We start from the raw sequence: 22,964 nt of genomic DNA on the forward strand, positions 1-22,964 counted from the left end.
ATGGGAAGAAGACCAAGTAAGCCGGGCTCCATCGCCCGGCTAAGAGAGCGCAAGAAAGCCAGCGGCCGGGTTTTTTACTATTACGACACCGGCGGAAAGGACCGCAAGGAAATACCCCTGGGCAGTGACTACGGCTTGGCCATCATGGCGTACGCAAAACTGGAGCGTGATCGCAGTTCAACCGAACTGGTCACCAGGGTGATCACCTTTCGGTACGTGGCAGAAAAGTACCTGGTTGAAGTTGTGCCCACCAAGGGCGCAGCGACTCAGCTCGACAACCAGCGCGAACTGAAAAACTTAATGGCGTTCTTCGATGATCCGCCCGCACCACTTGAGACGATCGAGCCCCTTCATGTTCGCCAGTATCTGACCTGGCGAAAGTCAGCGCCCGTAAGAGCCAATCGAGAAAAAGCCCTGCTCAGCGCGATATGGAACTACGCCAGGGACAAGGGCTATACATCACTTGCGAACCCTTGCGCCGGAATCAAAGGCAACAAGGAGACTGGGCGGGACACCTACGTTGAGGACGACCTGTTCAAGCGAGTTCACGACAAGGCTGACGCGGGGTTGCGTGATGCAATGGACCTCGCCTACTTGACTGGTCAACGAGTCACGGACACACGGATGATGGACGAAAGAGACGTAAGGGATGGGCAGATCTGGGTCCTTCAGGGGAAAACAAAGGCAAAACGTCGAATCGAGGTCACCGGCGAACTGAAGGTTTTGATTGATCGAATAATGTCCCGAAAGTCAGGGCATAAAGTCCGCTCGACGCGGCTGATCGTTGCAGAGGATGGCACACCGATGACGGTGGCAATGTTGCGTAGGAAATTTGATATAGCGAGGGAAGCTGCTGGGGTGGCTAAGCCTGAGTTTCAAATGCGGGATCTGCGCGCCAAAGCCGGTACGGACAAGGCCGAATCCAGTGGCGATATCATGCAGGCCAAGGATCAACTTGGGCATACCACCGTAGTCATGACTGAGCAGTACATCCGCAACCGGAAAGGCAAGAAAGTCTCACCAACGAAGTGAATTGCGGACCAGTTATATTATTGCGGACCGGAAACAAACAAGGGCTTGCATCAGCTTTCGCCCGCAAACCCTTGATTCTAGATGGTGCCCGAAGCCGGAATCGAACCGGCACGCCCTTACGAGCGGGGGATTTTAAGTCCCATGCGTCTACCAGTTTCGCCATTCGGGCGGTAGCGCGGTGTAACAGGGTTCGGAATATATAGACCCAAGCGCGTCGACGCAAGGTCAGGCGCCCGCTTTGAAGCATAAAAGCAGGATAAAAAAGCTTGGCAGATCAGTGATCTACACTTCGCCACAGGCCTTTGTGCGTGGCGTTTCTGGACGTCCAGCGTTACGAGGTGCTATTGGCCGGCGCAACGCCAGCTGGTCGCCGTCGCCGGTGGATGTGTCACAGGCCACAAATGGCGCCGATATCCACCGCGACCAGAGTGACTTCGCGCCGAGGTGCCTGCATGATGGCGCGCGTGGCGGCCCCACGCGCCTATCGCTTGCCTCTCCATCGCGTACTACAGGGATATTCCGCACATGGCCGTTTCGAATAAATGGTTGATGTCTTCGCTTGCGTATTACCTCGATTTTTTCACCGTCCCGGCTTTCTTGATCCTCGCGCTCTGCCTGGCGCCGTTCGTGCCTGGGCTGGCTCTCGTGGGCCTGCTGGCCTGGACGCTGGTGGAATACTCGGCGCACCGCTTCCTGTTCCACTCGCTGTACCGCCGTGAGCACTGGACCCACCACGTGGATGTGCTGGCCTATATCGGTGTGTCGAGCTGGAAAACCAGCTCGACCTTCGCCACGCTGTTGTTGTTGGCCTGGTACACCGGCCTGGTCTCGGTGTTTATCGGTGCGGTGACCGGCTACTTCTTCTACATCTCGGTGCATTACGTGATGCATCGCCCGCAGCATTGGGCCTACGGTTTAGTGCCAGCGCTGGTGGCCAATCACGACCTGCACCACCGCCAGGGCATCGAGAAAAACTTCGGGGTGTCCTCGCCGTTGTGGGATCACGTGTTCCGCACTTATATCCGCGTCGATCCCGCCCAGCGCTAGAGCACGCCCAACTGCTTCATCAGGGTCAGGTTATCTTCGATATGCCAGTTGGCGGCGATCCTGCCGTTGTCGATCCGGTAGATATCGGTGGCAATAAAATCCACGACCTGGCCACTGCCCTTGCGCTGACCAAAGGTGCCGGTGAAGTGCCCGCGAAAATGCAGGTGCGCCACTGCGCGGTCGCCGGCGATGATCAACTGTTCGATCTCGCAACTCAAATCCGGCACCGCCGCACGGAAGGCGCGCGAGGCCAGCAACGGGCCTTGCGGGCCCTGTTTGCGGCCTTCGGGAGGTGTCTTGTCGACAAAATCATCCGCCAGCGCGTCTCGGGCCAAGCGCTCTTCGCCGGTGTGCCAGAAGGTGTCATAACGGCGCGCGACGGTTTCCATCAGCGCTTGTTGATTCGCCGTAAGGCTCTTATCCATCACCACCACAGTGGGTTTGATCAACTCGGTCGTGGCAGCCGAAGCCGCTCCCGACAGTAGCAAGGCGGCAACCGCAATGGCGCAGTGCGAACGGGCAAAAGGTTTCATTGGTAATGTCCTTGAATGCAGGGGGTCAGCGCCTCAGATCGTCTCGGTTTCCCGAAGACTCAGCGGGCTGTTGAGGGTGTATTGAGCAATCGCGTCCTTGCGCATGAAAGCGACGCCGGGATGGCTGTTGGCGTAGCGCAGGAATTCATCCCACACCTTGACCATTTGCGGCGTGCCGCTGATGCGGTCATGGGCGCTGATCGACATCATGCGGCGCCGGGTGCCGGCCTCTTCGTAGAGTTGATCGAACTCCAGCTTCACCTGCTCCAGGAACTGGGACGGTGAATAGTTGCGGCCCTCGATCAACACGATGTCGTTGTTGCGCAAGGTGTAGGGCACCACCACGAAATCCTTGCCGTTGACCTGCTCGATAAAGGGTTCATCGCGGCTCACGTCATCGATGTGATAGACGTAGCCCAGCTCTTGCAGCAGCGACAGGGTGTTCGGCCCGCGCCTTAGCCAGTTGCAGTTGTAACCGACGACCGGCTGCCCGGTGACCGCCTGCACCATGCTCGCGGCCTGGCGCAGAAAGGTGCGCTCCTCATCGCGGTTCATGGCGAACTGCGAACTCCAGCGCGGGCCGTGCCCCGCCGCCTCGTGGCCACGGGCGACGATCTCGCGGGCCAACTCGGGGTGCCGCTGCACCGCGTCGCCGATCATGTGGCTGGTGACTTTCACGCCGTGCCGGTCCCACAGGTCGAGCATGCGCGGGATGCCCTCGCGATAGCCGTAGGCGAACCAGGTATTGGTGGCCACGTCGGCCGGCACGCTGTCGGGAAAATCCACCTTGGGGAACGGGCTGTCAGTGCCTTTGGGGGGCTGCCCGCCTGCTTCGAACTGCATGGAAATCGACACCACCAGCCGCGTGTCGCCGGGCCAGAACCGTCCGTTGCGCTGGCTGGACATCGCCGCAGCGCTATTGGCCTGGCCCTTCGGCACCGTGGCAGCGCCCGCCGGATTGAGTAGCGACCCCGCCGCCAGCACCGCTGCGCCTGCGCCGGCCTGGGCGAGAAAGGTACGCCGTTGCGTGTTGATCAATGTCATCGCGTTGACTCCGTTGGATAAGCACGGATGCAACCGTAAGATGTATGGATTATTTTGATAATTGAGCCGCTTTCAAAAACCTTTTTCGGAAACCCCGAACAATGCCGTTGAAAAATCTTGAGCTGTTTTTGCTGATTATCGAGAAAGGTGGGCTGTCGGCGGCCGGGCGCGAACTGGGGTTGTCACCGGCCTCGGTGTCCGAGCGGCTGGTGCAATTGGAGCGTTTCTACGGCGCCAGCCTGCTCAACCGCACTACCCGCGCCATTCACCTGACCGACGAAGGCCGCGTGCTGGCCGAAGGCGCACGGCGCCTGCTGGATCAGGCCGAGGCGTTGCACAGCAGTATTCGCCTGGGCACTCGGACCGTTTCCGGGTTGATCCGCCTCAGTGCGCCGCAGGACCTGGGGCGCCAGCACCTTGAACCGGTCCTCACAGACTTCATGCAGGCGCATCCGCAGGTCAGCATCGACCTGCACCTCAGTGACGGCTACGTCGACCCCGTCGGCCAGGGCATCGACTTTGCCGTGCGCTACGGCGCCCTGGCCGACAGCAGCCTGCATGCCAAACCCCTGGGCGAGAACCGCCGCGTTGTGTGCGCCGCACCCGCTTACCTGGAGCGCCATGGCACGCCGTTGGAGCCGGCAGATCTGGCTGGGCACGAATGCCTGGTGATGCGCTTTGGCATCAACCTGGCGCACGAGTGGACCTTTACCCGGCAAGGGCACACCCAGCGCATCCTGGTGCGCGGCCGGCGCGTCGCGAATGACGGTGCGCTGGTGCGCCAGTGGTGCCTGGACGGCCACGGCCTGTGCCTTAAATCCGTGTGGGACGTGCGTGCCGACCTGGACGCCGGACGGCTGGTGGAAGTGTTCCCGGACTACGACCTCGGGCGCACGGCCCTGAACATCATCTACCCCACCAATCGTGCCCTGCCGCGCCGGGTCAGCCTCTTGATGGAATGCATCGCGGCGCGGCTATCCGCCGACCGCGCCAGGTGAGGGACTGTTCCTTGCACGCCACGCAAAACACTCTTGCCATCAAGGCCATTGATAGCTCCCTAACGAAAGCCCCATGCTAGAGGGCTGAATCCGCGCTTATATCATTCCGAATGATAGTTACCTTCGCTTCATTCGATTCGTGACATACCGCGTCCCCGCGCATGATCCGCCCATCTCAAATACATTGGCGGATGCACCCTATGGAACAGTCACTCAACCCTTTGCGCTTGCCCCTGGCGATTCTGGCCATGGTGGTGATGAGCGCGTGCGGTAAAACCCCGGAACAAGCGGCCGCCATGCCGGCGGCGAAAGTCAGCGTAGCCAAGGTGCTGGAGCAACCGGTCAACGAGTGGGACGAGTTCACCGGACGCCTCGAAGCGCCGGAAACCGTACAGATTCGTCCACGGGTTTCCGGCCAGATTGACCAAGTCGCTTTCACCGAAGGCGCTTTGGTCAAGAAAGGCGACCTGCTGTTCCAGATCGACCCACGCCCATTCCAGGCCGAAGTACGCCGCCTTGAAGCGCAACTGCAACAAACCAAGGCCGCGGCCACCCGCAGCGAAAACGAAGCCCAGCGCGGCGAGCGTCTGCGCCAGAGCAATGCGATCTCCGCCGAACTGGCCGACTCGCGTACCACCGCCGCCCAGGAAGCCCGCGCCGCCGTCGCCGGGATCCAGGCGCAGTTGGACCTGGCCAAACTGAACCTGAGTTTTACCCGTGTGACCTCGCCGATCAGCGGCCGCGTCAGCCGTGCCGAAATCACCGCCGGCAACCTGGTCACCGCCGACGTCACCGCGCTGACCAGCGTGGTTTCCACCGACAAGGTCTACGCCTACTTCGACGCCGACGAACGCGTGTACCTCAAGTACACCGAACTGGCACGCCAGGGCCGTCGCGGTGCCACGACCCCGGTGTACCTGGGCCTGTCGAATGAAACCGGCAACCCGCACCTGGGCCAGATGAATTTCATCGACAACCAGGTCAACCCCGCCACCGGCACCATCCGTGGGCGCGCCGTGTTCGACAACAGCAAGGGCGAATACACCCCCGGCCTGTATGCACGCCTGAAGCTGGTGGGCAGCGGTACCTACTCCGCCGTGCTGATCAACGACGAAGCGGTCGGCACCGACCTGGGCAAAAAATTCGTGCTGGTGATGGAAGGCGACAAGCCGGCTTATCGCGCGGTTGAGCTGGGGCCGAAGATCGAAGGTTTGCGCATCGTGCGCAACGGCCTGAGTAAGGACGACACCATTATCGTCAAGGGCCTGCAACGCGTGCGCCCAGGTGCACCGGTCACCCCGGAAACCATTCCGATGGCCAGCAAGGAAACCCTCGCCGCCTTGGCCCAACAACGACAAGCGCTGGAAGCCAGCAACCTTGAGCAAGTGGCGCCGGAAAAAACCGCGCCCAAGCTCGCCAGTGTTGCGACTCCACGCGGTTAAGGGATACGACTCAAGATGAATTTTTCCAAGTTCTTCATTTCGCGGCCGATCTTCGCAGCGGTGCTGTCGCTGCTGATCCTGATCGCCGGTGCGATCTCGCTGTTCCAATTGCCGATCAGCGAATACCCGGAAGTGGTGCCGCCTACCGTAGTGGTACGCGCCAACTTCCCCGGCGCCAACCCCAAGGTCATCGGTGAAACCGTGGCCGCACCGCTGGAGCAGGCGATCACCGGCGTCGAGAACATGCTGTACATGTCCTCGCAGTCGACCGCCGACGGCAAGCTGACCCTGACCATCACCTTCGCCCTGGGCACCGACCTGGACAACGCGCAGGTGCAGGTGCAGAACCGAGTGACGCGGACCCAGCCCAAGCTGCCGGAAGAAGTGACACGCATCGGTATCACCGTGGACAAGGCCTCCCCTGACCTGACCATGGTGGTGCACTTGACCTCCCCGGATCAGCGCTACGACATGCTGTACCTGTCCAACTACGCGATCCTCAATATCAAGGACGAGTTGGCGCGCCTGGGGGGTGTAGGCGACGTGCAGTTGTTCGGCATGGGCGACTACTCCCTGCGCGTGTGGCTCGATCCGAACAAGACCGCCTCACGCAACCTGACCGCTACCGATGTGGTCACCGCGATCCGCGAGCAGAACCGCCAGGTAGCCGCCGGTGCCCTGGGCGCCCAGCCCGCGCCGTCTGACACCAGCTTCCAGTTGTCGGTCAATACCCAAGGGCGTCTGGTCAGCGAAGAGGAGTTCGAGAACATCGTGATTCGCGCCGGCGCCAACGGTGAGATCACACGTCTCAAGGACATCGCCCGGGTCGAACTGGGGTCCAGCCAATACGCGCTGCGCTCGCTGATCGATAACCAGCCGGCGGTGGCGATTCCGATCTTCCAGCGTCCCGGCTCCAACGCCATCGACATCTCCAACGATGTGCGCAGCAAGATGGCCGAGCTGAAAAAGAGCTTCCCGGCGGGCATGGATTACCGCATCGCGTATGACCCGACGATCTTCGTTCGCGGCTCCATCGAAGCGGTGGTGCACACGCTGTTCGAAGCCCTGATTCTCGTGGTGCTGGTGGTGATTCTGTTCCTGCAGACCTGGCGCGCCTCGATCATTCCGTTGGTAGCGGTACCGGTATCGTTGATCGGTACGTTTGCGGTGATGCACCTGTTCGGCTTCTCGCTCAATGCGCTGTCGCTGTTCGGGCTGGTCTTGGCCATCGGCATCGTGGTGGACGACGCCATCGTGGTGGTGGAGAACGTAGAACGTAATATCGAGCTGGGCCTGGAGCCGTTCCCGGCCACTGAGAAAGCCATGAGCGAGGTGACCGGGCCGATCATCGCCACGGCGCTGGTGCTGTGTGCGGTGTTCATTCCGGCCGCCTTTATCAGCGGCTTGACCGGGCAGTTCTACAAGCAGTTCGCCTTGACCATTGCGATCTCGACGGTGATCTCGGCCTTCAACTCGCTGACCCTGTCCCCTGCCCTCGCCGCCGTGTTGCTGCGCGCTCACGATGCACCCAAGGACCGCTTCTCGAAGTTCCTCGACAAGCTGTTCGGCGGTTGGTTGTTCCGCCCGTTCAACCGCTTTTTTGAAAGAGCCAGCCATGGCTACGTCGGCACTGTGCGCCGAGTGATTCGCGGCAGTGGCATTGCCCTGTTCGTGTACGCCGGCCTGATGGTGCTGACCTTCTTCGGCTTCGCCCACACCCCGACCGGTTTCGTCCCGGCCCAGGACAAGCAATACCTGGTAGCCTTCGCGCAACTGCCGGACGCCGCGAGCCTGGACCGTACCGAAAGCGTGATGAAGCGCATGTCGGAGATCGCCCTGAAACAGCCCGGCGTGGAAGCCGCGATCGCCTTCCCGGGCCTGTCTATCAACGGCTTCACCAACAGCCCGAACAGCGGCATCGTGTTCGTGACCTTGAAGCCCTTCGATGAGCGAAAAGACCCGAGCATGTCCGCCGGCGCGATTGCCGGGGCACTGAATGGCCAGTACAGCAACATTGAAGAAGCCTACATGGCCATCTTCCCGCCGCCGCCGGTACAGGGGCTGGGCACTATCGGCGGGTTCCGCCTGCAGATCGAAGACCGTGGCAACCTGGGCTATGACGAGCTGTACAAAGAAGTGCAGAACGTTATCGCCAAGAGCCGCGGCGTGCCGGAGTTGTTCGGCCTGTTCACCAGCTACACGGTCAATGTGCCCCAGGTCGATGCGGCCATCGACCGCGAAAAGGCCAAGACCCACGGCGTGGCGATCAGCGACATCTTCGACACTCTGCAGGTCTACCTGGGTTCGTTGTACGCCAACGACTTCAACCGCTTCGGGCGCACCTACCAGGTCAACGTGCAGGCCGAACAACAGTTCCGCCAGGACGCCGACCAGATCGGCCAGCTGAAAGTGCGCAACAACAAAGGCGAGATGATCCCGCTGGCGACCTTTATCAAGGTCAGCGACACCTCGGGCCCGGACCGCGTGATGCACTACAACGGCTTTATCACCGCAGAAATCAACGGCAACGCCGCACCGGGCTACAGCTCGGGCCAGGCCCAGGCCGCGATTGAAAAACTGTTGAAGGATGAACTGCCCAACGGCATGACCTACGAGTGGACCGACCTGACCTACCAGCAGATCCTCTCTGGCAATACCGCGCTGTTCGTGTTCCCGCTCTGCGTGCTGCTGGCGTTCCTGGTACTGGCCGCCCAATACGAGAGCTGGAGCCTGCCGCTGGCGGTGATCCTGATCGTACCGATGACGCTGCTGTCGGCTATCACCGGGGTGATCATCTCGGGCAGCGACAACAACATCTTTACCCAGATCGGCCTGATCGTACTGGTGGGCCTGGCGTGCAAGAACGCGATTCTGATCGTGGAGTTCGCCAAGGACAAACAGCAGGAAGGCCTCGACCCATTGGCCGCGGTATTGGAAGCCTGCCGCCTGCGTCTGCGGCCGATCCTGATGACCTCGTTCGCGTTCATCATGGGTGTGGTGCCTTTGGTACTGTCCAGCGGTGCCGGTGCCGAGATGCGTCATGCCATGGGCGTGGCGGTGTTCTCGGGGATGATCGGTGTGACCTTCTTCGGGCTGTTGCTGACCCCGGTGTTCTACGTCCTGATCCGTCGCTATGTGGAGCGCAGCGAAGCGCGCAAAGCAGCCAAGGCCTTGAAGCTGGAGACACAGCAATGAGTGTGAAAGTATTCCTGCCGAGCCTGCTGGTACTGGCGCTCGCCGCCTGCGCCGTAGGCCCGGACTATAAAACCCAGACCCCGGAGGCGGCGAACATCGCCGCCGCCGCGGACGCCAAGCAATATGACCACGCCAGGTTCGAAGGCATCTGGTGGCAACAGTTCGACGACCCGACCCTCAACCAGTTGGTGACTCAATCGTTGCAGGGCAACCGTGACCTGCGTGTCGCCTTCGCCCGTCTGCGGGCAGCCCGGGCGATTCGCGACGATGCCAGCAATGACGCGATGCCGACCATTACCAGCCGCGCCAGCAGTGACTTGGGCAAGGGGCAGATTCCCGGCCAGACCACCCGGCGCGTCAACAGCGAACGTTACGATCTGGGCCTGGACATGGCCTGGGAACTGGACCTGTTCGGGCGTATCCAGCGCAACCTGGAAGCCAGCGAGGCCGACCAACAGGCGGCCGAGGCGGACCTGTACCAACTGCAAGTCAGCATGATTGCCGAGCTGGTGGACGCCTACGGCCAACTGCGTGGCGCGCAACTGCGTGAGCGCATCGCCCTGGACAACCTGAAGAACCAGCAGGAATCGCGCACCATCACCGTCAGCCTGCGGGATGCCGGTGTGGGGGATCAGCTCGACGTGGAACGAGCCGACGCACGCCTGGCTTCGGTGGAAGCCAGCGTGCCGCAACTGCAGGCCGAACAGGTGCGCGAGCGTAATCGCATCGCCACCCTCCTCGGCCAGCGCCCGGACAAGCTGACCGTGGATCTGAGCCCGAAAGACCTGCCGGCGATTGCCAAAGCCTTGCCGATCGGCGACCCAGGACAACTGCTGCAGCGGCGCCCGGACATCCTCAGCGCCGAACGCAAACTGGCCGCCGCCACCGCGCGCATAGGCGTGGCCAAGGCCGACCTGTTCCCAAGAGTGAGCCTCAGTGGCTTCCTCGGCTTTACCGCCGGGCGTGGCTCGCAGATCGGTTCGTCCGCCGCCAACGCCTGGGCCCTGGGCCCGAGCATCACCTGGGCCGCGCTCGACCTGGGCAGCGTGCGCGCGCGCCTGCGCGGCGCCGACGCCGAAGCCGACGGCGCCCTGGCCACTTATGAACAGCAAGTATTGCTGGCATTGGAAGAGTCCGAAAACGCCTTCAGCGACTACGGCAAGCGTCAGCAACGCCTGGTCTCGCTGATCCGCCAAAGCGAATCCAGCCGCGCCGCCGCCGACCTCGCCGCCATCCGCTACCGCGAAGGCACGGTGGACTTCCTGGTGCTGCTCGATGCCCAGCGTGAGCGTTTGGCGGCCGAAGACGCCCAGGCCCAGGCCGAAGTGGATCTGTATCGCGGGATAGTGGCGATCTACAAAGCGCTGGGGGGTGGCTGGCAGCCGGATACGGTGGTCGCTACCGCCAAGTGATGTAAAGAGCTCCTTTGGTTGGTCGCATCCAGCCAATTTTTAGCCCCATGGTCCATTCGGTCATGGGGTTTTTTTTGCGCTGATAGTCATGAATAACACTTTCCTATTGGTAATCGCATCTGTCAGACACTTCCCAAATTTTCCAACAGCCTAAATATCGTTTATGCGAAGTCGATAACGGGACGTAACCTTTATCCAATAAGGAGACGGATATGGACATGAGAGTGACGATACCTAATGTACGTTCCATGCAGACGAATGCGATCGTAATCAAGAACCCGGACAAGGTGACGAACGCGTTCACTATCACTGATGAATCGAAAGCCGTTGATGAACTGAGAATGTGGCGGCAAGACGAGTTAGCGGATTTAAAGGAATTTTTGAAGAAGTATGATATGACGTCTATCAGTACGGATGAGCTTAAGAAGGTTGGCAGACGATTGTTCGAGAGCAACATAATCGATGAGCAGGCTTTCTTTATCTTCATATCAGGAGATGGTGCGTCAGATGCCAACGGCAGACAAACGAATACACATGTAAAGTTCAATGCAATTGCCCTGTTTGACGAAAAATTGGAGGATTACCTCGCTTTTGTGAAAAGCAACCCAGACGTAGGGCGCTCTCAGGGAATCCCGGAGTATATACAAGGTATGATCGACGCGAATCGCGCGATTAATGCTCTCGCGTATTTCGCAAACTCGCCGAAAAATGATTTATCCGTGGAAGAACACGCCTGACTAAGGCCAAGCAGCAATATTGCGGTGTGCCAGGGCCCTGACACACCGCAATAATTGTTGCCTAACGCCCGTACCTTGCAGTTCCTGAAAAGACCTTCGTGACGGCATCAGAATTGTGCACCCTGATCCTATAAGTACCGAAAGGGCCCAGCCAAGATACACGGGATGAAAGAGGGTTCGCCGCAACTTTCGTCCAAGTTGAACCCACTTCCCGCTCAATAGAAATCTGGGGGGGTCGACCCACACCGCCAGCTGAAATCATTGCTTCAATATTCGCAGCGGAGCACCCATTACTGCCCGTTATAGTGAACGGCCCGTGTACGGTCGCCTCAACATCCGGCCCTACTATGCCGCTAAAACTCTCAGAAATATTCAGACACAGTGCAGACGCCTGAACCGACACCAGCATCAACGCCGCAAAAGGTAACGCAATGAAATTTTTCATAAGTTCACCGTCAGAGTATTGATTGGAGACTTAACGTATGAAGGCAATCACGCCACGCTTTCAATCCTCCGCAGCAAACCTTCGCAGTTAAGTGAGCGATCCTTTACAGATCCAGCGTGTGGCTTGCTTAACCCGACGCCCAAGTAGGATCACGGTTAAAACCATGCACGATTTTTTACTGCGCGTATGCCAGCCGCGTCCTAAAAACATTAAGGAAGGTTCTGTAATACTCAGGAGAAAGATGTTGTGAGTTAATTCCTAGTCCCTGGCCATTACTACATTCCATGCACTATTTCATACAAAATCGTGACTCGCTTTCCTCAAGATTTTGATGCTGACTACTTACTAAACTGCTGCTGGGAAGAGATCGCATCGGTAAACTCCTGCCGCAGGAAGACCTCGTCAACGCTCATCATTCGATCCGGACAGCCAAAGCCGCCTGTTTTTTTAAATTACGAAACATCAGCATTAAAATAAAAAAGAGCATGGAACGCCTTGAAAAACAACAACCCATATTACACCCTGTCAATATTTATGAATCTGGATGTCCAGAGAAGCTTATTTGTACTCTATCTTTTGCAACTCGGTATAACCCAAGGAGAAATAGGCATTCTTCAGTCTTTTTTATTCTTTTCTTGTGTAGCCTTGGAAATACCATCCGGTCTACTTGCAGATCGCTACGGACGTAAACACTCTCTAATACTTGGTTTTTTGGGGTTATTTATAAGCGGCATTGGATTTTTATTGTTCTCCGACTTTATTCCTTTCGCGTTTATCTTTTGCCTCTTCGGCGCCAGTATTGCTATGGGCTCCAGTGCGGACAGAGCGTTGTTATATGACAATCTACTGGCCGAAAATAGAACAGAGGAATACCCGAGGATAATATCCCGCGCTCGTGCTATCGGTGCGGTTTCATTAGGCTTATCCATGCTTCTTGGCGGCGCCTTGCAAGAGGCTATGTCGTGGAACAGCGTTTATATATTTTTTGCGATATCCAAATTTATTGGAGCCATCGTGGTTTCATTCATGACCGAAAGAAAATCTCTTTCCACCTCACTCAATTCCAGTGCAAAAAGTAGCGTGCACAATAGAGAAGCAGAAGGCGTTTTCAATTCACTGGTATGCTTTTTCCGCTCAAAAAACGGGGCTTTCCTTATACCCTTGTTCATTGGATTCGCGTTATTTGATCTTTCAACCGTACCTTTATTTATCTACGGCCAACCTTTTTTCAAGCTGCAAGGCTTAGATGTCACTTTGATTGCTGGAATATATGCTGCAGTAGAAGCCATATCGGCTGTAGTGTTTATGGTTGCGGGTTATGTTTGCTCAAAATTTTCTCTCGGCATTGTTGCATTCACCACGACATTTATTATCACCCTACTCCTTTTAATCTTATCAATGGACCTCGGCATCAATGCCTCAGCAGCAAGTTTCCTCCTGATAATGTCGCTCCCCGCCATCTATGAGACGTCATATGAAACATATATTCACGATAATGTCGATTCCCGCATCCGAGCCTCATGCCTGTCCGCTGCAAACCTAGTCAATTCGGTTGTTATCGGCGCCTCCTACACTGCCTTCGGAGGATTAGTTGATAGATATGGCTTTTCGTCGACTTTGGTTGTTGTTGCAGTCTTCTGGCTTATTGGGTGTTATCACGACGCTACTGTTAGCGCGCACAAAGAAGCCGCCAACAAAGCAAGAAGCTTGAGCTTTATATTCCATAAACTTACCAGACAATATTTAACAGTAATGTAGGCCAGCGGGGACATGTAGTTTTAAACGTTTCTCTACCCCCGCCCCCATCTTTGCTACTTGAATGCCCTGATCTGTTGGTCTACGTGCGCACGCATCGGAATGTTAACCTTCGACGCGGCTCTGTCGGCGATCTCCACGACTGTCCACCCATAGGGTTGCGACACGTAATAGGTCAACTCGCCATCACTGTTGAAGAGTTCATGACGTCCTTGGGTGTCGGGCGCCAGCCGTGCCTCGTGCATAAGCGGTATCAACGGCTTGATTCGTTCGGGGTCGGTGATATCGAAATTGATGCTCAGTTGCTTGAGCCGGTCAGCCTCGTCGAAATAGGCCGCTACGGTATGGATAGGTACATCCTTTAAAAGATACGGACGGGACGGTTCGCGCGCGCGGTAGTAAGGCATAGGCACGGGATAGGAGAGGTTGTGTTCCAACTCCACCGAAGGGAAGTGGCGATGCAGGATGTCCATGACCTGCTGGCGCGGCATGCCCAGCGTGAAATCACCGATCCCCAACTGCGCCCAACTGCTCAGCGGGAAAAGCGCGCAGCAAATCAACCATAACCATGACGTGCGCATTACCTATCTCCTTGTACGGCTGAACTTCAGCCAATATCGTTAAGTATCAAACTCCGATAATGCCCCGGATTCGACCCCGACCATTTACGGAACGCCTTATAGAATGAACTTACATCCGCAAAGCCCAGCCGCACGGCAATTTCGGCAAAGCTGATCTGCGGTTCGGCCAGCCAGACAATCGCTAACTCCTTGCGCACGCTGTCTTTGAGCCCCTGGTACGTCTGCCCCTCCTCGGCCAGGCGACGACGCAAGGTGGACGCGGAGATGCACAGACTCGCGGCCAGGCCTTCGGTTTCCGGCCAGGTGTCGGGGGGCAGTTGGCGCAGGTCGTGTTTGATGCGGGTGGCCAGGCTGTCGGGGTCGCGGTATTTGACCAGGATGTTCGCGGGAGCGTGGGCGAGGAAGCGCTGAAGCTCCTGAGGGCTGCGTTTGATCGGCAGGTCCAGGCAGTCGGCGGAGAAGATCATGCGCGTGCGTGGCCGGTTGAAGCGCAGGTTGTCGGAGAACATCACGCGGTAGTCGTCGCAGAAATCCGGCGATGGGCAACGCAGTTCGATGGCCAGGATCGGAATGCGGCGCCCGGCGAGCCAACAGGCCACACCGTGCACGATCATCCAATAGGTGAAATAGGTGAACGCCCGGCGAGGCGCCGTCTCCGGTTCCAGCAGGACGATTTCCGCCAGGCTTTGCTGGCGCACCAGTTGGGCGGGCAAGTGGTCCAGCATCAGCGACAGAAACCCCAACCCGGTCTGCAGGCCATCAGCCAGAGTCGGTTGCGCCATGCAGGCGTGGCACAGGAACGCCAGGCTGCCCGATTTGAGCTTGCGCGGGTCCATGCCGAAAAACTCGTCGTCCGTACGCCTGGCCAGCAGCCGCCATAGCCGTGCGTAGCTCGTGGCCGACACCCGGGCGTCGGGCTGCGCGAGCAGCGCCGGATCGATACCGGCCTTGGCCAGCACCTGCGCGCTGGCCGCGCCGGGCGCGCAACTCTGCAACAAGGCCTCGCGCACGAGGTGCAGGGAGATGGTGTCTTTTTCCAACATGAACTTCAGGCGATCCGACAGCTATTCAGGTGGCCTGCATCATAAGGGCCATGGCGATTCGTCACCACCGTTCAGCGAGTGTTCAGCAAACGTCAATATTTGCTGTTTAGCAATGAGTATCATTATGTTACAACTTAGCTTCCTATCTAGTGACGTTGTGGTGCCCGATGCTCGTTCCCTTTCTCATCATGCTGCGCGAAGGCATCGAAGCGGCCTTGATCGTCGGCATCATCGCCAGTTACCTGCAGCAGACAGGTCGCGGCCAATGGATGCCGGCGGTGTGGATCGGGGTGTTCCTCGCGGCCGCCCTGGCACTGCTGGTGGGCGGTGGCCTGGAGCTGATGAGCGCTGAGTTTCCGCAGAAGCAACAGGAGCTGTTTGAAGGGATTGTCGGCCTGGTTGCCGTGGGCATCCTCAGTTCCATGGTGTTCTGGATGCGCAAGGTCGCGCGCTCGATCAAGCATTCACTGCACGCCTCCCTCGACCAGGCATTGACCGGTTCGAAGCACCAGGTCACCGCGTTGATCCTCATGGTGTTTTTCGCGGTGGCCCGCGAAGGCCTGGAGACGGTGTTCTTCCTGCTGGCGGTGTTCCAGCAGAGCGAAGGCCCGGGCGCACCGATCGGTGCGCTGCTCGGGCTGGTGCTGGCAATTATCGTCGGCTTCCTGATTTACACCGGCAGTATGCGCCTGAACCTGGCGGCGTTTTTCCGTTGGACCGGGCTGTTTATCCTGGTGGTCGCCGCCGGCATCCTCGCCAACTCGGTGCAGGCCCTGCACGAGGCCGGAGTGTGGAATCACCTGCAAACCGTATTGTTCGATTTCAGCACTGCCTTGCCGATGGACAGCCCGCTGGGTTCGGTACTCGCCGGCATGTTCGGCTACCAGGAAGCGCCGACGGTCAGCACCTTGGGAGCCTATGTGATTTATCTGGTGGTCGCGCTGGTGATGTTCTTCCTGCCCTCACCTTCCACTCAGCCCGTCACTACACCCTCTTCCGTTTCCAGCCAGTAAGGACTGCCCTTTGTCCAACCCAACGCCTCAACCCGCCTCGCCCCCCCGCGCCCTGCGCTGGGCGGTGGCCGGCTCGGTGGTCGTGATGATCGCCGCCGGCGGCCTGTTTTACTACGCCTCCCAACTGGCCGCCGCCAAGCGCCAGACCCACAGCAATGAAATCGCGGTGACCATTCACGCCCACGCCTGCGAACCCAACGCGCTGACCGTGCCCGCCGGGCCGGCGAGTTTTCGCATCATCAACCGCTCCGACCGTGCGGTGGAGTGGGAAATCCTTGACGGCGTGCTGGTGGTGGAAGAGCGCGAAAACATTGCCCCCGGTCTAAGCCAGGTGATCAATGCCAACCTGCAGCCCGGCGACTATGCGATTACCTGCGGACTGCTGAGCAACCCGCGCGGCACCCTGCATGTGACGCCGACCGCTGAATCCGAGGCCCAGGCCAAAGCCAAGCCGTCGATGGTGGCTTTCATCGGCCCATTGTCGGAGTTCCGGGTGTACCTGAGCAGCCAGGGCAGCGCCCTGATCAAGGCTGTGACCGCACTGCAACAGGCCATCGATGCCGGCGACCTGGCACAGGCCCAGGCGTTGTATGCCCCCGCGCGCGAGGCCTACCAGCGTTTGGCGCCGGCGGCGCAGCGTCTGGCGGAGTTGGACAACGCGATCAACGCGCGGGCCGATTACTTCGAAAAACGCGAGCAGGACCCGGCTTTCAGCGGTTTCCACCGCATCGAGTACAGCCTGTTCCAGCAGCACAGCATCGAGGGCCTGGCTCCGGTAGCTCAACGCCTGGTCAGCGACGTCAACACCCTCAAACAGCAACTGCTGGCTCAATCGCTGCCGCCCGAGCAACTGGTCAGCATCGTGGTGCGCAACCTCAACAGCCTGGCCGACGTACGCGCCCTCAGCGGTGAGGAGGAGCGCTACAGCCACCTCGACCTGAACGGGTTTGCCGCCAACCTGGCCGCCGCCCACAAAGTGGTCGAACTGATACGCCCGCTGCTGGAAAAGTCCGCCGCCGAACTGCTGCCCAAGGTCGACAGCGCCCTCGCCGCATTTGGCAGCGAACTCGACGCATTGAAAGTCGACGGCCAGTACCGTCGCTACGACAGCGTCACCGACGGTCAGCGCAAACAGCTCGCTGACAAGGCCAAGGCTCTGGCCGCCGTACTCGATGGAATCGATCCCGCCCTTGGCCTTTCCGGCCTGCAGTGAAGACGACCGCACACATGAGTGATTCAGAACAGTTTGACCTCCAGCGCCGCCGCGTCCTGCTGGGCATGGCCGCCACCGGCGCAGCGATTGCCGGCAGCAGCCTGGCCTGCCCGGCCATGGCAGCCGCCGCGGAACAAGTCACCACCGCGCCGCGCAGCGACAAGACTCAGGACCACCACGACTTCTATGGCCAGCACCAGACCGGCATCGTCACCCCTCGTCCGGCCTGCGGCATGCTGGTGGCCTTCGACGTATTGGCCAGCGACCGCCAGGACCTGGAGCGCCTGTTCCGCACCCTGAACGAACGCATCCATTTCCTGATGACCGGCGGGCCGGTGCCCCAGGTCGATCCGAAGTTGCCGCCCACCGATTCCGGGATTCTGGGCCCGGTGGTCACCCCGGATAACCTGACCATCACGGTGTCAGTGGGCGAGTCGCTGTTCGACGAACGCTTCGGCCTCGCCGCCGCCAAGCCCAAGCGCCTGATGCGTATGGTCGGGTTCCCCAACGATGCGCTGGAGCCGGCGCAGTGCCATGGCGATCTGAGCCTGCAGTTCAGCTCGAACACCCCGGACACCAACATCCACGCGCTGCGCGACATCGTGAAAAACCTGCCTGACCTGCTGCTGGTGCGCTGGAAACAGGAAGGCAGCGTGCCGCCCCAGGCCCCTGCCCGCCCCGGCGCACCGGCACAGAGCGCACGTAACTTCCTGGGGTTCCGCGACGGCTCGGCCAACCCGAACTCCAACGACGACAAAGCAATGAACCAGGTGGTGTGGGTACAACCAGGCGGCGACGAACCCAGCTGGGCGGCTCATGGCAGTTATCAGGCGGTGCGTATCATCCGCAACTTCGTCGAGCGCTGGGACCGCACGCCCCTGCAGGAACAGGAAAGCATCATCGGCCGCGTCAAAACCACCGGCGCGCCTATGGACGGCGAAAAAGAAAGCCAGGTGCCCGACTACAGCAAGGACCCCGAAGGCAAGTTGACCAAGCTCGATGCCCACATCCGCCTGGCCAACCCACGCACCCCGCAGACCCAGGCCAACCTGATCCTGCGTCGGCCGTTCAACTACTCCAACGGCGTCAACAAAAACGGTCAGTTGGACATGGGGCTGTTGTTCATCTGCTACCAGGCTGACCTGGAGAAAGGCTTCATCACCGTGCAGACCCGGCTCAACGGCGAGCCCCTGGAGGAATACCTCAAGCCGGTCGGCGGCGGGTACTTCTTTACCTTGCCGGGAGTCACGGGCCCCCAGGATTTCATCGGGCGCACGCTGCTCGCTGCCACGCACCCTCAAACCACTGCCAACACCTAAAATAAACCCGAGCGGAAACGTCCCATGAAAAAGTCGACTATCGCGTTGTCGTTGTTAATGACCCTTTCACCGCTGGCAGCCTTTGCCGCTACCGCGCCGCTGGACCTGGTGGGCCCGGTGTCGGACTACAAGATCTACGTCACCGAAGAAATCGGTGAGCTGGTGACCCAGACCCAAGCCTTCACGGCGGCAATCAACAAGGGCGACCTGGCCACCGCCAGGAAACTTTACGCGCCGACCCGCGTGCACTACGAGTCCATCGAGCCGATCGCCGAGCTGTTCAGCGACCTCGACGCCTCCATCGACTCGCGCGTCGACGACCACGAAAAAGGCGTGACCGCCGAAGATTTCACCGGTTTCCACCGCATCGAATACGCGCTTTTTTCGCAGAACTCGACCCAAGGCCTGGAGGCACTGACCGCCAAGCTCAACACCGACGTCAACGACCTCAAGACCCGCGTCGACGGCCTGACCTTCCCGCCGGAAAAAGTCGTAGGCGGTGCTGCAGCGCTGCTCGAAGAAGTTGCTGCCACCAAGATCTCCGGCGAAGAAGATCGCTACAGCCACACCGACCTGTATGACTTCCAGGGCAACATTGACGGTGCGAAGAAAATCGTCGACCTGTTCCGCAGCCAGATCGAAAAACAGGACAAGGCGTTCCTGGCCAAGGTCGACAAAAACTTTGCCAGCGTCGATAAGATCCTGGCCAAGTACAAGACCCCCAATGGCGGTTTCCAGACCTACGACAAGGTCAAGGAAAACGACCGAAAAGCGCTGGTGGGGCCGGTCAACACCCTGGCCGAAGACCTGTCCATGCTGCGGGGCAAGCTGGGCTTGAACTGACAGCCTCACTCGGCAGCGTTCGGTCCAGGAACCTGGCTAGGAACAGCGCCAGTGGCCACCAACAGATAGCAGCACATTTTCTGCTCCACTGCTATCAGGTGGGGCATCGCCTTCCCCAAGGCGGTACTGGTTGTAGCCAGCGCGGTCGGCAGTTTCGCCAGCCCTCTGGATGCGGCAGTGAGCAGGCGCGGATAGCCATCCAGCGGATTGAACACCGCGTTGAAAAACCCCGTCGATTGCTTGGAAAAATCAAACGCGGCATCGCTGAATCGCACCTTCGGCTCGGTCCAGGACCAGGCCACCTTCGGCGTCATCGGTGCAACGCGCGCGCCCAGCCTGCCCAGGGTGGGGCGCGCCGTATTTTTCGCCAGCACCCGCGCCGAGCGTATCAGCGCGCGTGCCTGGCCACCGGCGCCAATCGCCACGCCTGCCACGTCCAATGCCAGGCTCTGCATGCCTTTGGCAAAATTACCGTCGCTGAACTCTTGGTACGCGCCCACGAACGGTACCAGGGATACCAGCAGGTTGACGTCCCGCGCGTGGGCCTGGCGATTTTTTTCCAGGCTTAGTTGGCCTTTGGCGCGCGTGAGCATATCGTCGGCGGTTTCATAGAAGTTGTGCTCAGCGATCTCACAGGCAATGAACTCAACCCGCTCGGACTGGTAACTGTCGGGGACGAAGGTGGGCGGCGTCACATCGTCCGGCAGCGCAGCTGCGGGCAGCCGCCTTCCGAGTCGATCAATAATGATGTCGGCGGAGGTGGTCTGCGGGTCCGGCGCGGCGCCACTGGCATACGCGTTGAAATCCAGCGGCACCTCATGCCCGCGACGGATGTAGTTCTGGGCCTGCAATTTATATTGCGCGATATGGCTTTTATCCAGAATCACGCGGTCCAGGGCCAAGGTTACTTGCGGGTCGTCATGCTTGACGATGCTGCCGCTGTACAACACCTCGTAGTACGTCACCGCTGCGTCATGCAGCACACGCATCAGTGCGCCCTGATGTCCAGTGACGGCCGCCCGGTCTTCGCGCTCTTCATTTACCTGCGGTTTTCCGGTTTTTTTGCGCAACGTGAACAGGTCCACTTCGCCCAGCTCCAGCCGCTGGCGGTCGGCCAGCGGCAGCCCGGCGAACATCAGTTTGAGCTTGGTGACAAAGCCACGCTGCTGAAAGTTGTGATAGGTGTCGATGTCTTTTTTCAGCATGTCATCCATTACCGGCAAGCGCCGGATCAGGCTGTCAAGCCTCTCGCGCGCCGCAACGGGAAGCGTAGCCTCGTTCTGGAATTGAAAGGGTGTAGTGGAAGGCTTGCGCATCTCTTGCGTGGGGATATCGCGCGTCAGGATCCACTTGCCAGGCACCAGGTCACCGGTCATATAGGCCTCGATCAGCGAGCGTGTGCGCGGTTCGGACAGACGCATGTTTCTGCGCTCGCCGGCATCGGCAATAAAGACCGTCATCGCCTCCAACTGACTGGTGCTGGTGTCGGGGAAGACCTTCAGCAGTTCCCGCACGGCGAGCGCCCGACGCGTCGGCAACGGTGTACTGGCGATCCTGAACGAGCGTGCCGCGTGCCGACGTTGCCGACCGAACAGCTCCGACGCCTTTTTAATCTCCTGCTCCGAGTGTTCGCCCTGGGGCCTTTCGGGGATCACCCCATTGAGTACCGCCCAGTCCAGCAGCACGCTGAGGCCCCGCCCCTGCATCAGCGTGCGTTGCTCATCGGACAACGGTGTGAGCGTTGTCAGCGCGCTGACCTGCTGTTCATCCATCGCCCTGGATGTGCCCGGCGCCACCGCTTCGGCCATGGCGCAACCCAAGCGCAATTCCATCCAGGCAGGTGTGCCGATTCTGATCGCGTCAGGCACCTCACGCACCAGGAATTCGGGGGCGCTACGCGCCAGCCCCACGTGAGCCACCAGCACCGCAACCTTGGGATCAAGATGTTTGATGTCGCGCAGGTACGCTTCCAGATCGCTGCGCACTTCATTCAGGGTGCGCCCGGCGTTGGCGGGCTGGTAGAGCGCGTAACCGGCGACTGTGCCAGCAGGCCCCTGCAGCGCGGCCGCCAGTTGCGCGCCGAACGCCATGGCGTCAGGACTTTTAGCGAGGTTGTCCAGATGGAGCTCGGTGTTGTGACGCAGCGTCTCGGGCGTGTGCGTGGCCAGCGTCGTGAGAGGTTGGCCTGCGAGCTCGCCGGGCGCGCCTGGGATCAGGGCCGCGTAGTCTCCCAGGGCCGGCGCCGGCGGCAATGCCGTGCGCAACCATTGAATGGCATGGCGCGTCTGCGCGACTGTGCCTGGAGTGCCGAGCCCCTTGAGTTGCAACAATTGGGCGACGTTGTGTCTCGGATGCTCCCCTATGCCTTGGGCTGACGCCGGCGATACCTGGATCGCCAGCGTTGACCAGTCGCAGCGGCTGTTCTCCGACAAGCCCTGCACCTGTTGCTCCAGCAGGGTTGCCAGGTAGGCGCGTTCATCCAGGTCACTGACCAGCTGTTTGACCGCCAGGACCGCTGCGGGCACGTGCGGCGATAACGTCAGGCCGTCCTTGAGCACGCGTGCCGTGAGCGCCTGCGCATTCTCGGCGGGATTGAGCCCGTAGGCCTGTAAAACCACGTGCAGCGGTACGCGCAGTTCACCGGACGCGAGATGGGGCAGGCCCTGGTCTGCCGGGTCGAGAAGATCACGCATCGCCCGCAGATGGCGGGAGGCCTGCCACCAACCGCTGTCGTCGGTGGTGCTGAACGTTGCCCGCGTGCGTGCGCCCTCATGGGTGGTAAAGCCCTCAACGCCATGCCTGCGCAACGTCAGCGTCTCGGTTGGCAGCCCTTTGTTCAAGAACCATTGCTGAGTCTGCGGCTGGTCGAGCAACCGGCGATAGATCGTCAATAGGCCCGCCACGCTGCTGCTTTCGGGAATGCTCAGGCTGGTCTGGCCGCTGCTCAGGGCCGTCGCCAGCCGCGCCGCCAGGTCGGCATCACCGGCGCGGGTATCGGTGTGTTCGCCTGACGATACCGGCAGGGTCCAGGCAGGCCCGGGAATCGCCGGCGGTTCGGCGGCGGTCGAGCGCCGCGAACGAAAATGTACGGGTGCCGTCGGCACCGGCACAGGTGAAGCGGGAATAAAAAGAATGTCTGTCAGGCGTGAGTGGTTGGATATCGGTAGCACGCAGTCGTCCTCTTTCTGGCTGATTCCATGAAGGGAAAAGCCGTGCCTCCTTGAACGGTCGGGAGGCACTGTAGAGAGACGACAGACAGAGCGACTGTAAGGCGGGTCTTAAACACCCGCTGATTTCGACAGCGAAGCAGCC

General features: G+C 59.9%; 17 protein-coding genes and 1 tRNA gene. 12 read left to right on the plus strand and 6 right to left on the minus strand.

Annotated elements, in window-relative coordinates; translation table 11 throughout:
• Nucleotides 1-1,032, plus strand: a complete 1,032-nt coding sequence (locus OSC50_RS12745) for a site-specific integrase (protein ID WP_266249138.1) — start codon at nt 1-3, stop codon at nt 1,030-1,032.
• Between the two features lie 82 nt (nt 1,033-1,114).
• On the opposite strand, the gene OSC50_RS12750 is transcribed toward OSC50_RS12745, so the two are convergent.
• A tRNA-Leu gene (locus OSC50_RS12750) sits at nt 1,115-1,201 on the minus strand.
• Nucleotides 1,202-1,557: 356 nt separating this feature from the next.
• Between OSC50_RS12750 and OSC50_RS12755 the strand changes: the two genes are divergently transcribed.
• Nucleotides 1,558-2,079 (plus strand): sterol desaturase family protein, encoded by a 522-nt coding sequence (locus tag OSC50_RS12755; RefSeq protein ID WP_266249136.1) that lies wholly within the window; start codon nt 1,558-1,560, stop codon nt 2,077-2,079.
• Here the strand turns inward: OSC50_RS12755 and OSC50_RS12760 are convergent.
• Nucleotides 2,076-2,612, minus strand: coding sequence for an ester cyclase (locus OSC50_RS12760; RefSeq protein WP_266249135.1), 537 nt, complete (start codon nt 2,610-2,612; stop codon nt 2,076-2,078). The genes OSC50_RS12755 and OSC50_RS12760 overlap by 4 nt on opposite strands.
• A gap of 33 nt (nt 2,613-2,645) precedes the next feature.
• Nucleotides 2,646-3,656, minus strand: a complete 1,011-nt coding sequence (locus tag OSC50_RS12765; protein WP_266249134.1) for a polysaccharide deacetylase family protein — start codon at nt 3,654-3,656, stop codon at nt 2,646-2,648.
• 101 nt (nt 3,657-3,757) lie between these two features.
• Here OSC50_RS12765 and OSC50_RS12770 point away from each other — a divergent pair, with 101 nt between their 5' ends.
• From OSC50_RS12770 to OSC50_RS12795, 6 genes are all read left to right on the plus strand, one after another.
• On the plus strand, nt 3,758-4,654 hold the full coding sequence (locus tag OSC50_RS12770; RefSeq protein WP_266249133.1) for a LysR family transcriptional regulator: 897 nt from the start codon (nt 3,758-3,760) through the stop codon (nt 4,652-4,654).
• 200 nt (nt 4,655-4,854) lie between these two features.
• A complete protein-coding gene (gene mexE / locus OSC50_RS12775; protein WP_266249132.1) occupies nt 4,855-6,096 on the plus strand; it encodes a multidrug efflux RND transporter periplasmic adaptor subunit MexE in 1,242 nt (413 codons plus the stop codon).
• 15 nt (nt 6,097-6,111) lie between these two features.
• Nucleotides 6,112-9,291, plus strand: a complete 3,180-nt coding sequence (locus OSC50_RS12780; protein WP_253507232.1) for an efflux RND transporter permease subunit — start codon at nt 6,112-6,114, stop codon at nt 9,289-9,291.
• On the plus strand, nt 9,288-10,703 hold the full coding sequence (locus OSC50_RS12785) for an efflux transporter outer membrane subunit (RefSeq protein ID WP_253507228.1): 1,416 nt from the start codon (nt 9,288-9,290) through the stop codon (nt 10,701-10,703). Before OSC50_RS12780 ends, OSC50_RS12785 begins: the two co-directional genes overlap by 4 nt.
• A 212-nt stretch (nt 10,704-10,915) precedes the next feature.
• On the plus strand, nt 10,916-11,440 hold the full coding sequence (locus OSC50_RS12790) for a hypothetical protein (RefSeq protein WP_253507224.1): 525 nt from the start codon (nt 10,916-10,918) through the stop codon (nt 11,438-11,440).
• Nucleotides 11,441-12,380: 940 nt separating this feature from the next.
• On the plus strand, nt 12,381-13,643 hold the full coding sequence (locus OSC50_RS12795) for an MFS transporter (RefSeq protein WP_266249131.1): 1,263 nt from the start codon (nt 12,381-12,383) through the stop codon (nt 13,641-13,643).
• Nucleotides 13,644-13,696: 53 nt separating this feature from the next.
• Here OSC50_RS12795 and OSC50_RS12800 read toward each other — a convergent pair whose 3' ends face one another.
• Nucleotides 13,697-14,221 (minus strand): hypothetical protein, encoded by a 525-nt coding sequence (locus OSC50_RS12800; RefSeq protein ID WP_034138185.1) that lies wholly within the window; start codon nt 14,219-14,221, stop codon nt 13,697-13,699.
• Between the two features lie 26 nt (nt 14,222-14,247).
• Complete coding sequence (locus OSC50_RS12805) at nt 14,248-15,264, minus strand: AraC family transcriptional regulator (protein WP_266249129.1); 1,017 nt, start codon at nt 15,262-15,264, stop codon at nt 14,248-14,250.
• A 167-nt stretch (nt 15,265-15,431) separates the two neighbouring features.
• Between OSC50_RS12805 and efeU the strand changes: the two genes are divergently transcribed.
• Genes efeU through efeO (OSC50_RS12825) form a run of 4 tightly spaced genes read left to right on the plus strand, consistent with a single transcriptional unit; the run spans nt 15,432 to nt 19,652 of the window.
• Nucleotides 15,432-16,277 carry an iron uptake transporter permease EfeU gene (efeU, locus tag OSC50_RS12810; RefSeq protein WP_253507217.1) on the plus strand — a complete coding sequence of 282 codons (846 nt, stop codon included), beginning with the start codon at nt 15,432-15,434 and terminating at the stop codon, nt 16,275-16,277.
• Nucleotides 16,278-16,287: 10 nt separating this feature from the next.
• Nucleotides 16,288-17,490 (plus strand): iron uptake system protein EfeO, encoded by a 1,203-nt coding sequence (efeO, locus tag OSC50_RS12815; RefSeq protein ID WP_181079706.1) that lies wholly within the window; start codon nt 16,288-16,290, stop codon nt 17,488-17,490.
• 14 nt (nt 17,491-17,504) lie between these two features.
• Nucleotides 17,505-18,809, plus strand: coding sequence for an iron uptake transporter deferrochelatase/peroxidase subunit (efeB, locus tag OSC50_RS12820; RefSeq protein WP_266249125.1), 1,305 nt, complete (start codon nt 17,505-17,507; stop codon nt 18,807-18,809).
• 24 nt (nt 18,810-18,833) lie between these two features.
• On the plus strand, nt 18,834-19,652 hold the full coding sequence (gene efeO, locus OSC50_RS12825; RefSeq protein ID WP_266249123.1) for an iron uptake system protein EfeO: 819 nt from the start codon (nt 18,834-18,836) through the stop codon (nt 19,650-19,652).
• Between the two features lie 5 nt (nt 19,653-19,657).
• Here efeO (OSC50_RS12825) and OSC50_RS12830 read toward each other — a convergent pair whose 3' ends face one another.
• Nucleotides 19,658-22,822, minus strand: coding sequence for a hypothetical protein (locus OSC50_RS12830; RefSeq protein ID WP_266249121.1), 3,165 nt, complete (start codon nt 22,820-22,822; stop codon nt 19,658-19,660).
• Between the last annotated feature and the right edge of the window lie 142 nt (nt 22,823-22,964).

Origin of the sequence: Pseudomonas quebecensis (assembly GCF_026410085.1) — a bacterium.
Classification (GTDB): domain Bacteria; phylum Pseudomonadota; class Gammaproteobacteria; order Pseudomonadales; family Pseudomonadaceae; genus Aquipseudomonas; species Aquipseudomonas quebecensis.

Bases quoted from the DNA above. Each gene is read 5' to 3' on its own strand.
- OSC50_RS12770 (WP_266249133.1), top strand. From the start codon at position 3,758: ATGCCGTTGAAAAATCTTGAGCTGTTTTTGCTGATTATCGAGAAAGGT.
- efeO (WP_266249123.1), top strand. From the start codon at position 18,834: ATGAAAAAGTCGACTATCGCGTTGTCGTTGTTAATGACCCTTTCACCG.
- mexE (WP_266249132.1), top strand. From the start codon at position 4,855: ATGGAACAGTCACTCAACCCTTTGCGCTTGCCCCTGGCGATTCTGGCC.
- OSC50_RS12760 (WP_266249135.1), bottom strand. From the start codon at position 2,612: ATGAAACCTTTTGCCCGTTCGCACTGCGCCATTGCGGTTGCCGCCTTG.
- OSC50_RS12800 (WP_034138185.1), bottom strand. From the start codon at position 14,221: ATGCGCACGTCATGGTTATGGTTGATTTGCTGCGCGCTTTTCCCGCTG.
- OSC50_RS12755 (WP_266249136.1), top strand. From the start codon at position 1,558: ATGGCCGTTTCGAATAAATGGTTGATGTCTTCGCTTGCGTATTACCTC.
- OSC50_RS12805 (WP_266249129.1), bottom strand. From the start codon at position 15,264: ATGTTGGAAAAAGACACCATCTCCCTGCACCTCGTGCGCGAGGCCTTG.
- OSC50_RS12785 (WP_253507228.1), top strand. From the start codon at position 9,288: ATGAGTGTGAAAGTATTCCTGCCGAGCCTGCTGGTACTGGCGCTCGCC.
- efeB (WP_266249125.1), top strand. From the start codon at position 17,505: ATGAGTGATTCAGAACAGTTTGACCTCCAGCGCCGCCGCGTCCTGCTG.
- efeU (WP_253507217.1), top strand. From the start codon at position 15,432: ATGCTCGTTCCCTTTCTCATCATGCTGCGCGAAGGCATCGAAGCGGCC.
- OSC50_RS12780 (WP_253507232.1), top strand. From the start codon at position 6,112: ATGAATTTTTCCAAGTTCTTCATTTCGCGGCCGATCTTCGCAGCGGTG.
- OSC50_RS12790 (WP_253507224.1), top strand. From the start codon at position 10,916: ATGGACATGAGAGTGACGATACCTAATGTACGTTCCATGCAGACGAAT.
- OSC50_RS12745 (WP_266249138.1), top strand. From the start codon at position 1: ATGGGAAGAAGACCAAGTAAGCCGGGCTCCATCGCCCGGCTAAGAGAG.
- OSC50_RS12765 (WP_266249134.1), bottom strand. From the start codon at position 3,656: ATGACATTGATCAACACGCAACGGCGTACCTTTCTCGCCCAGGCCGGC.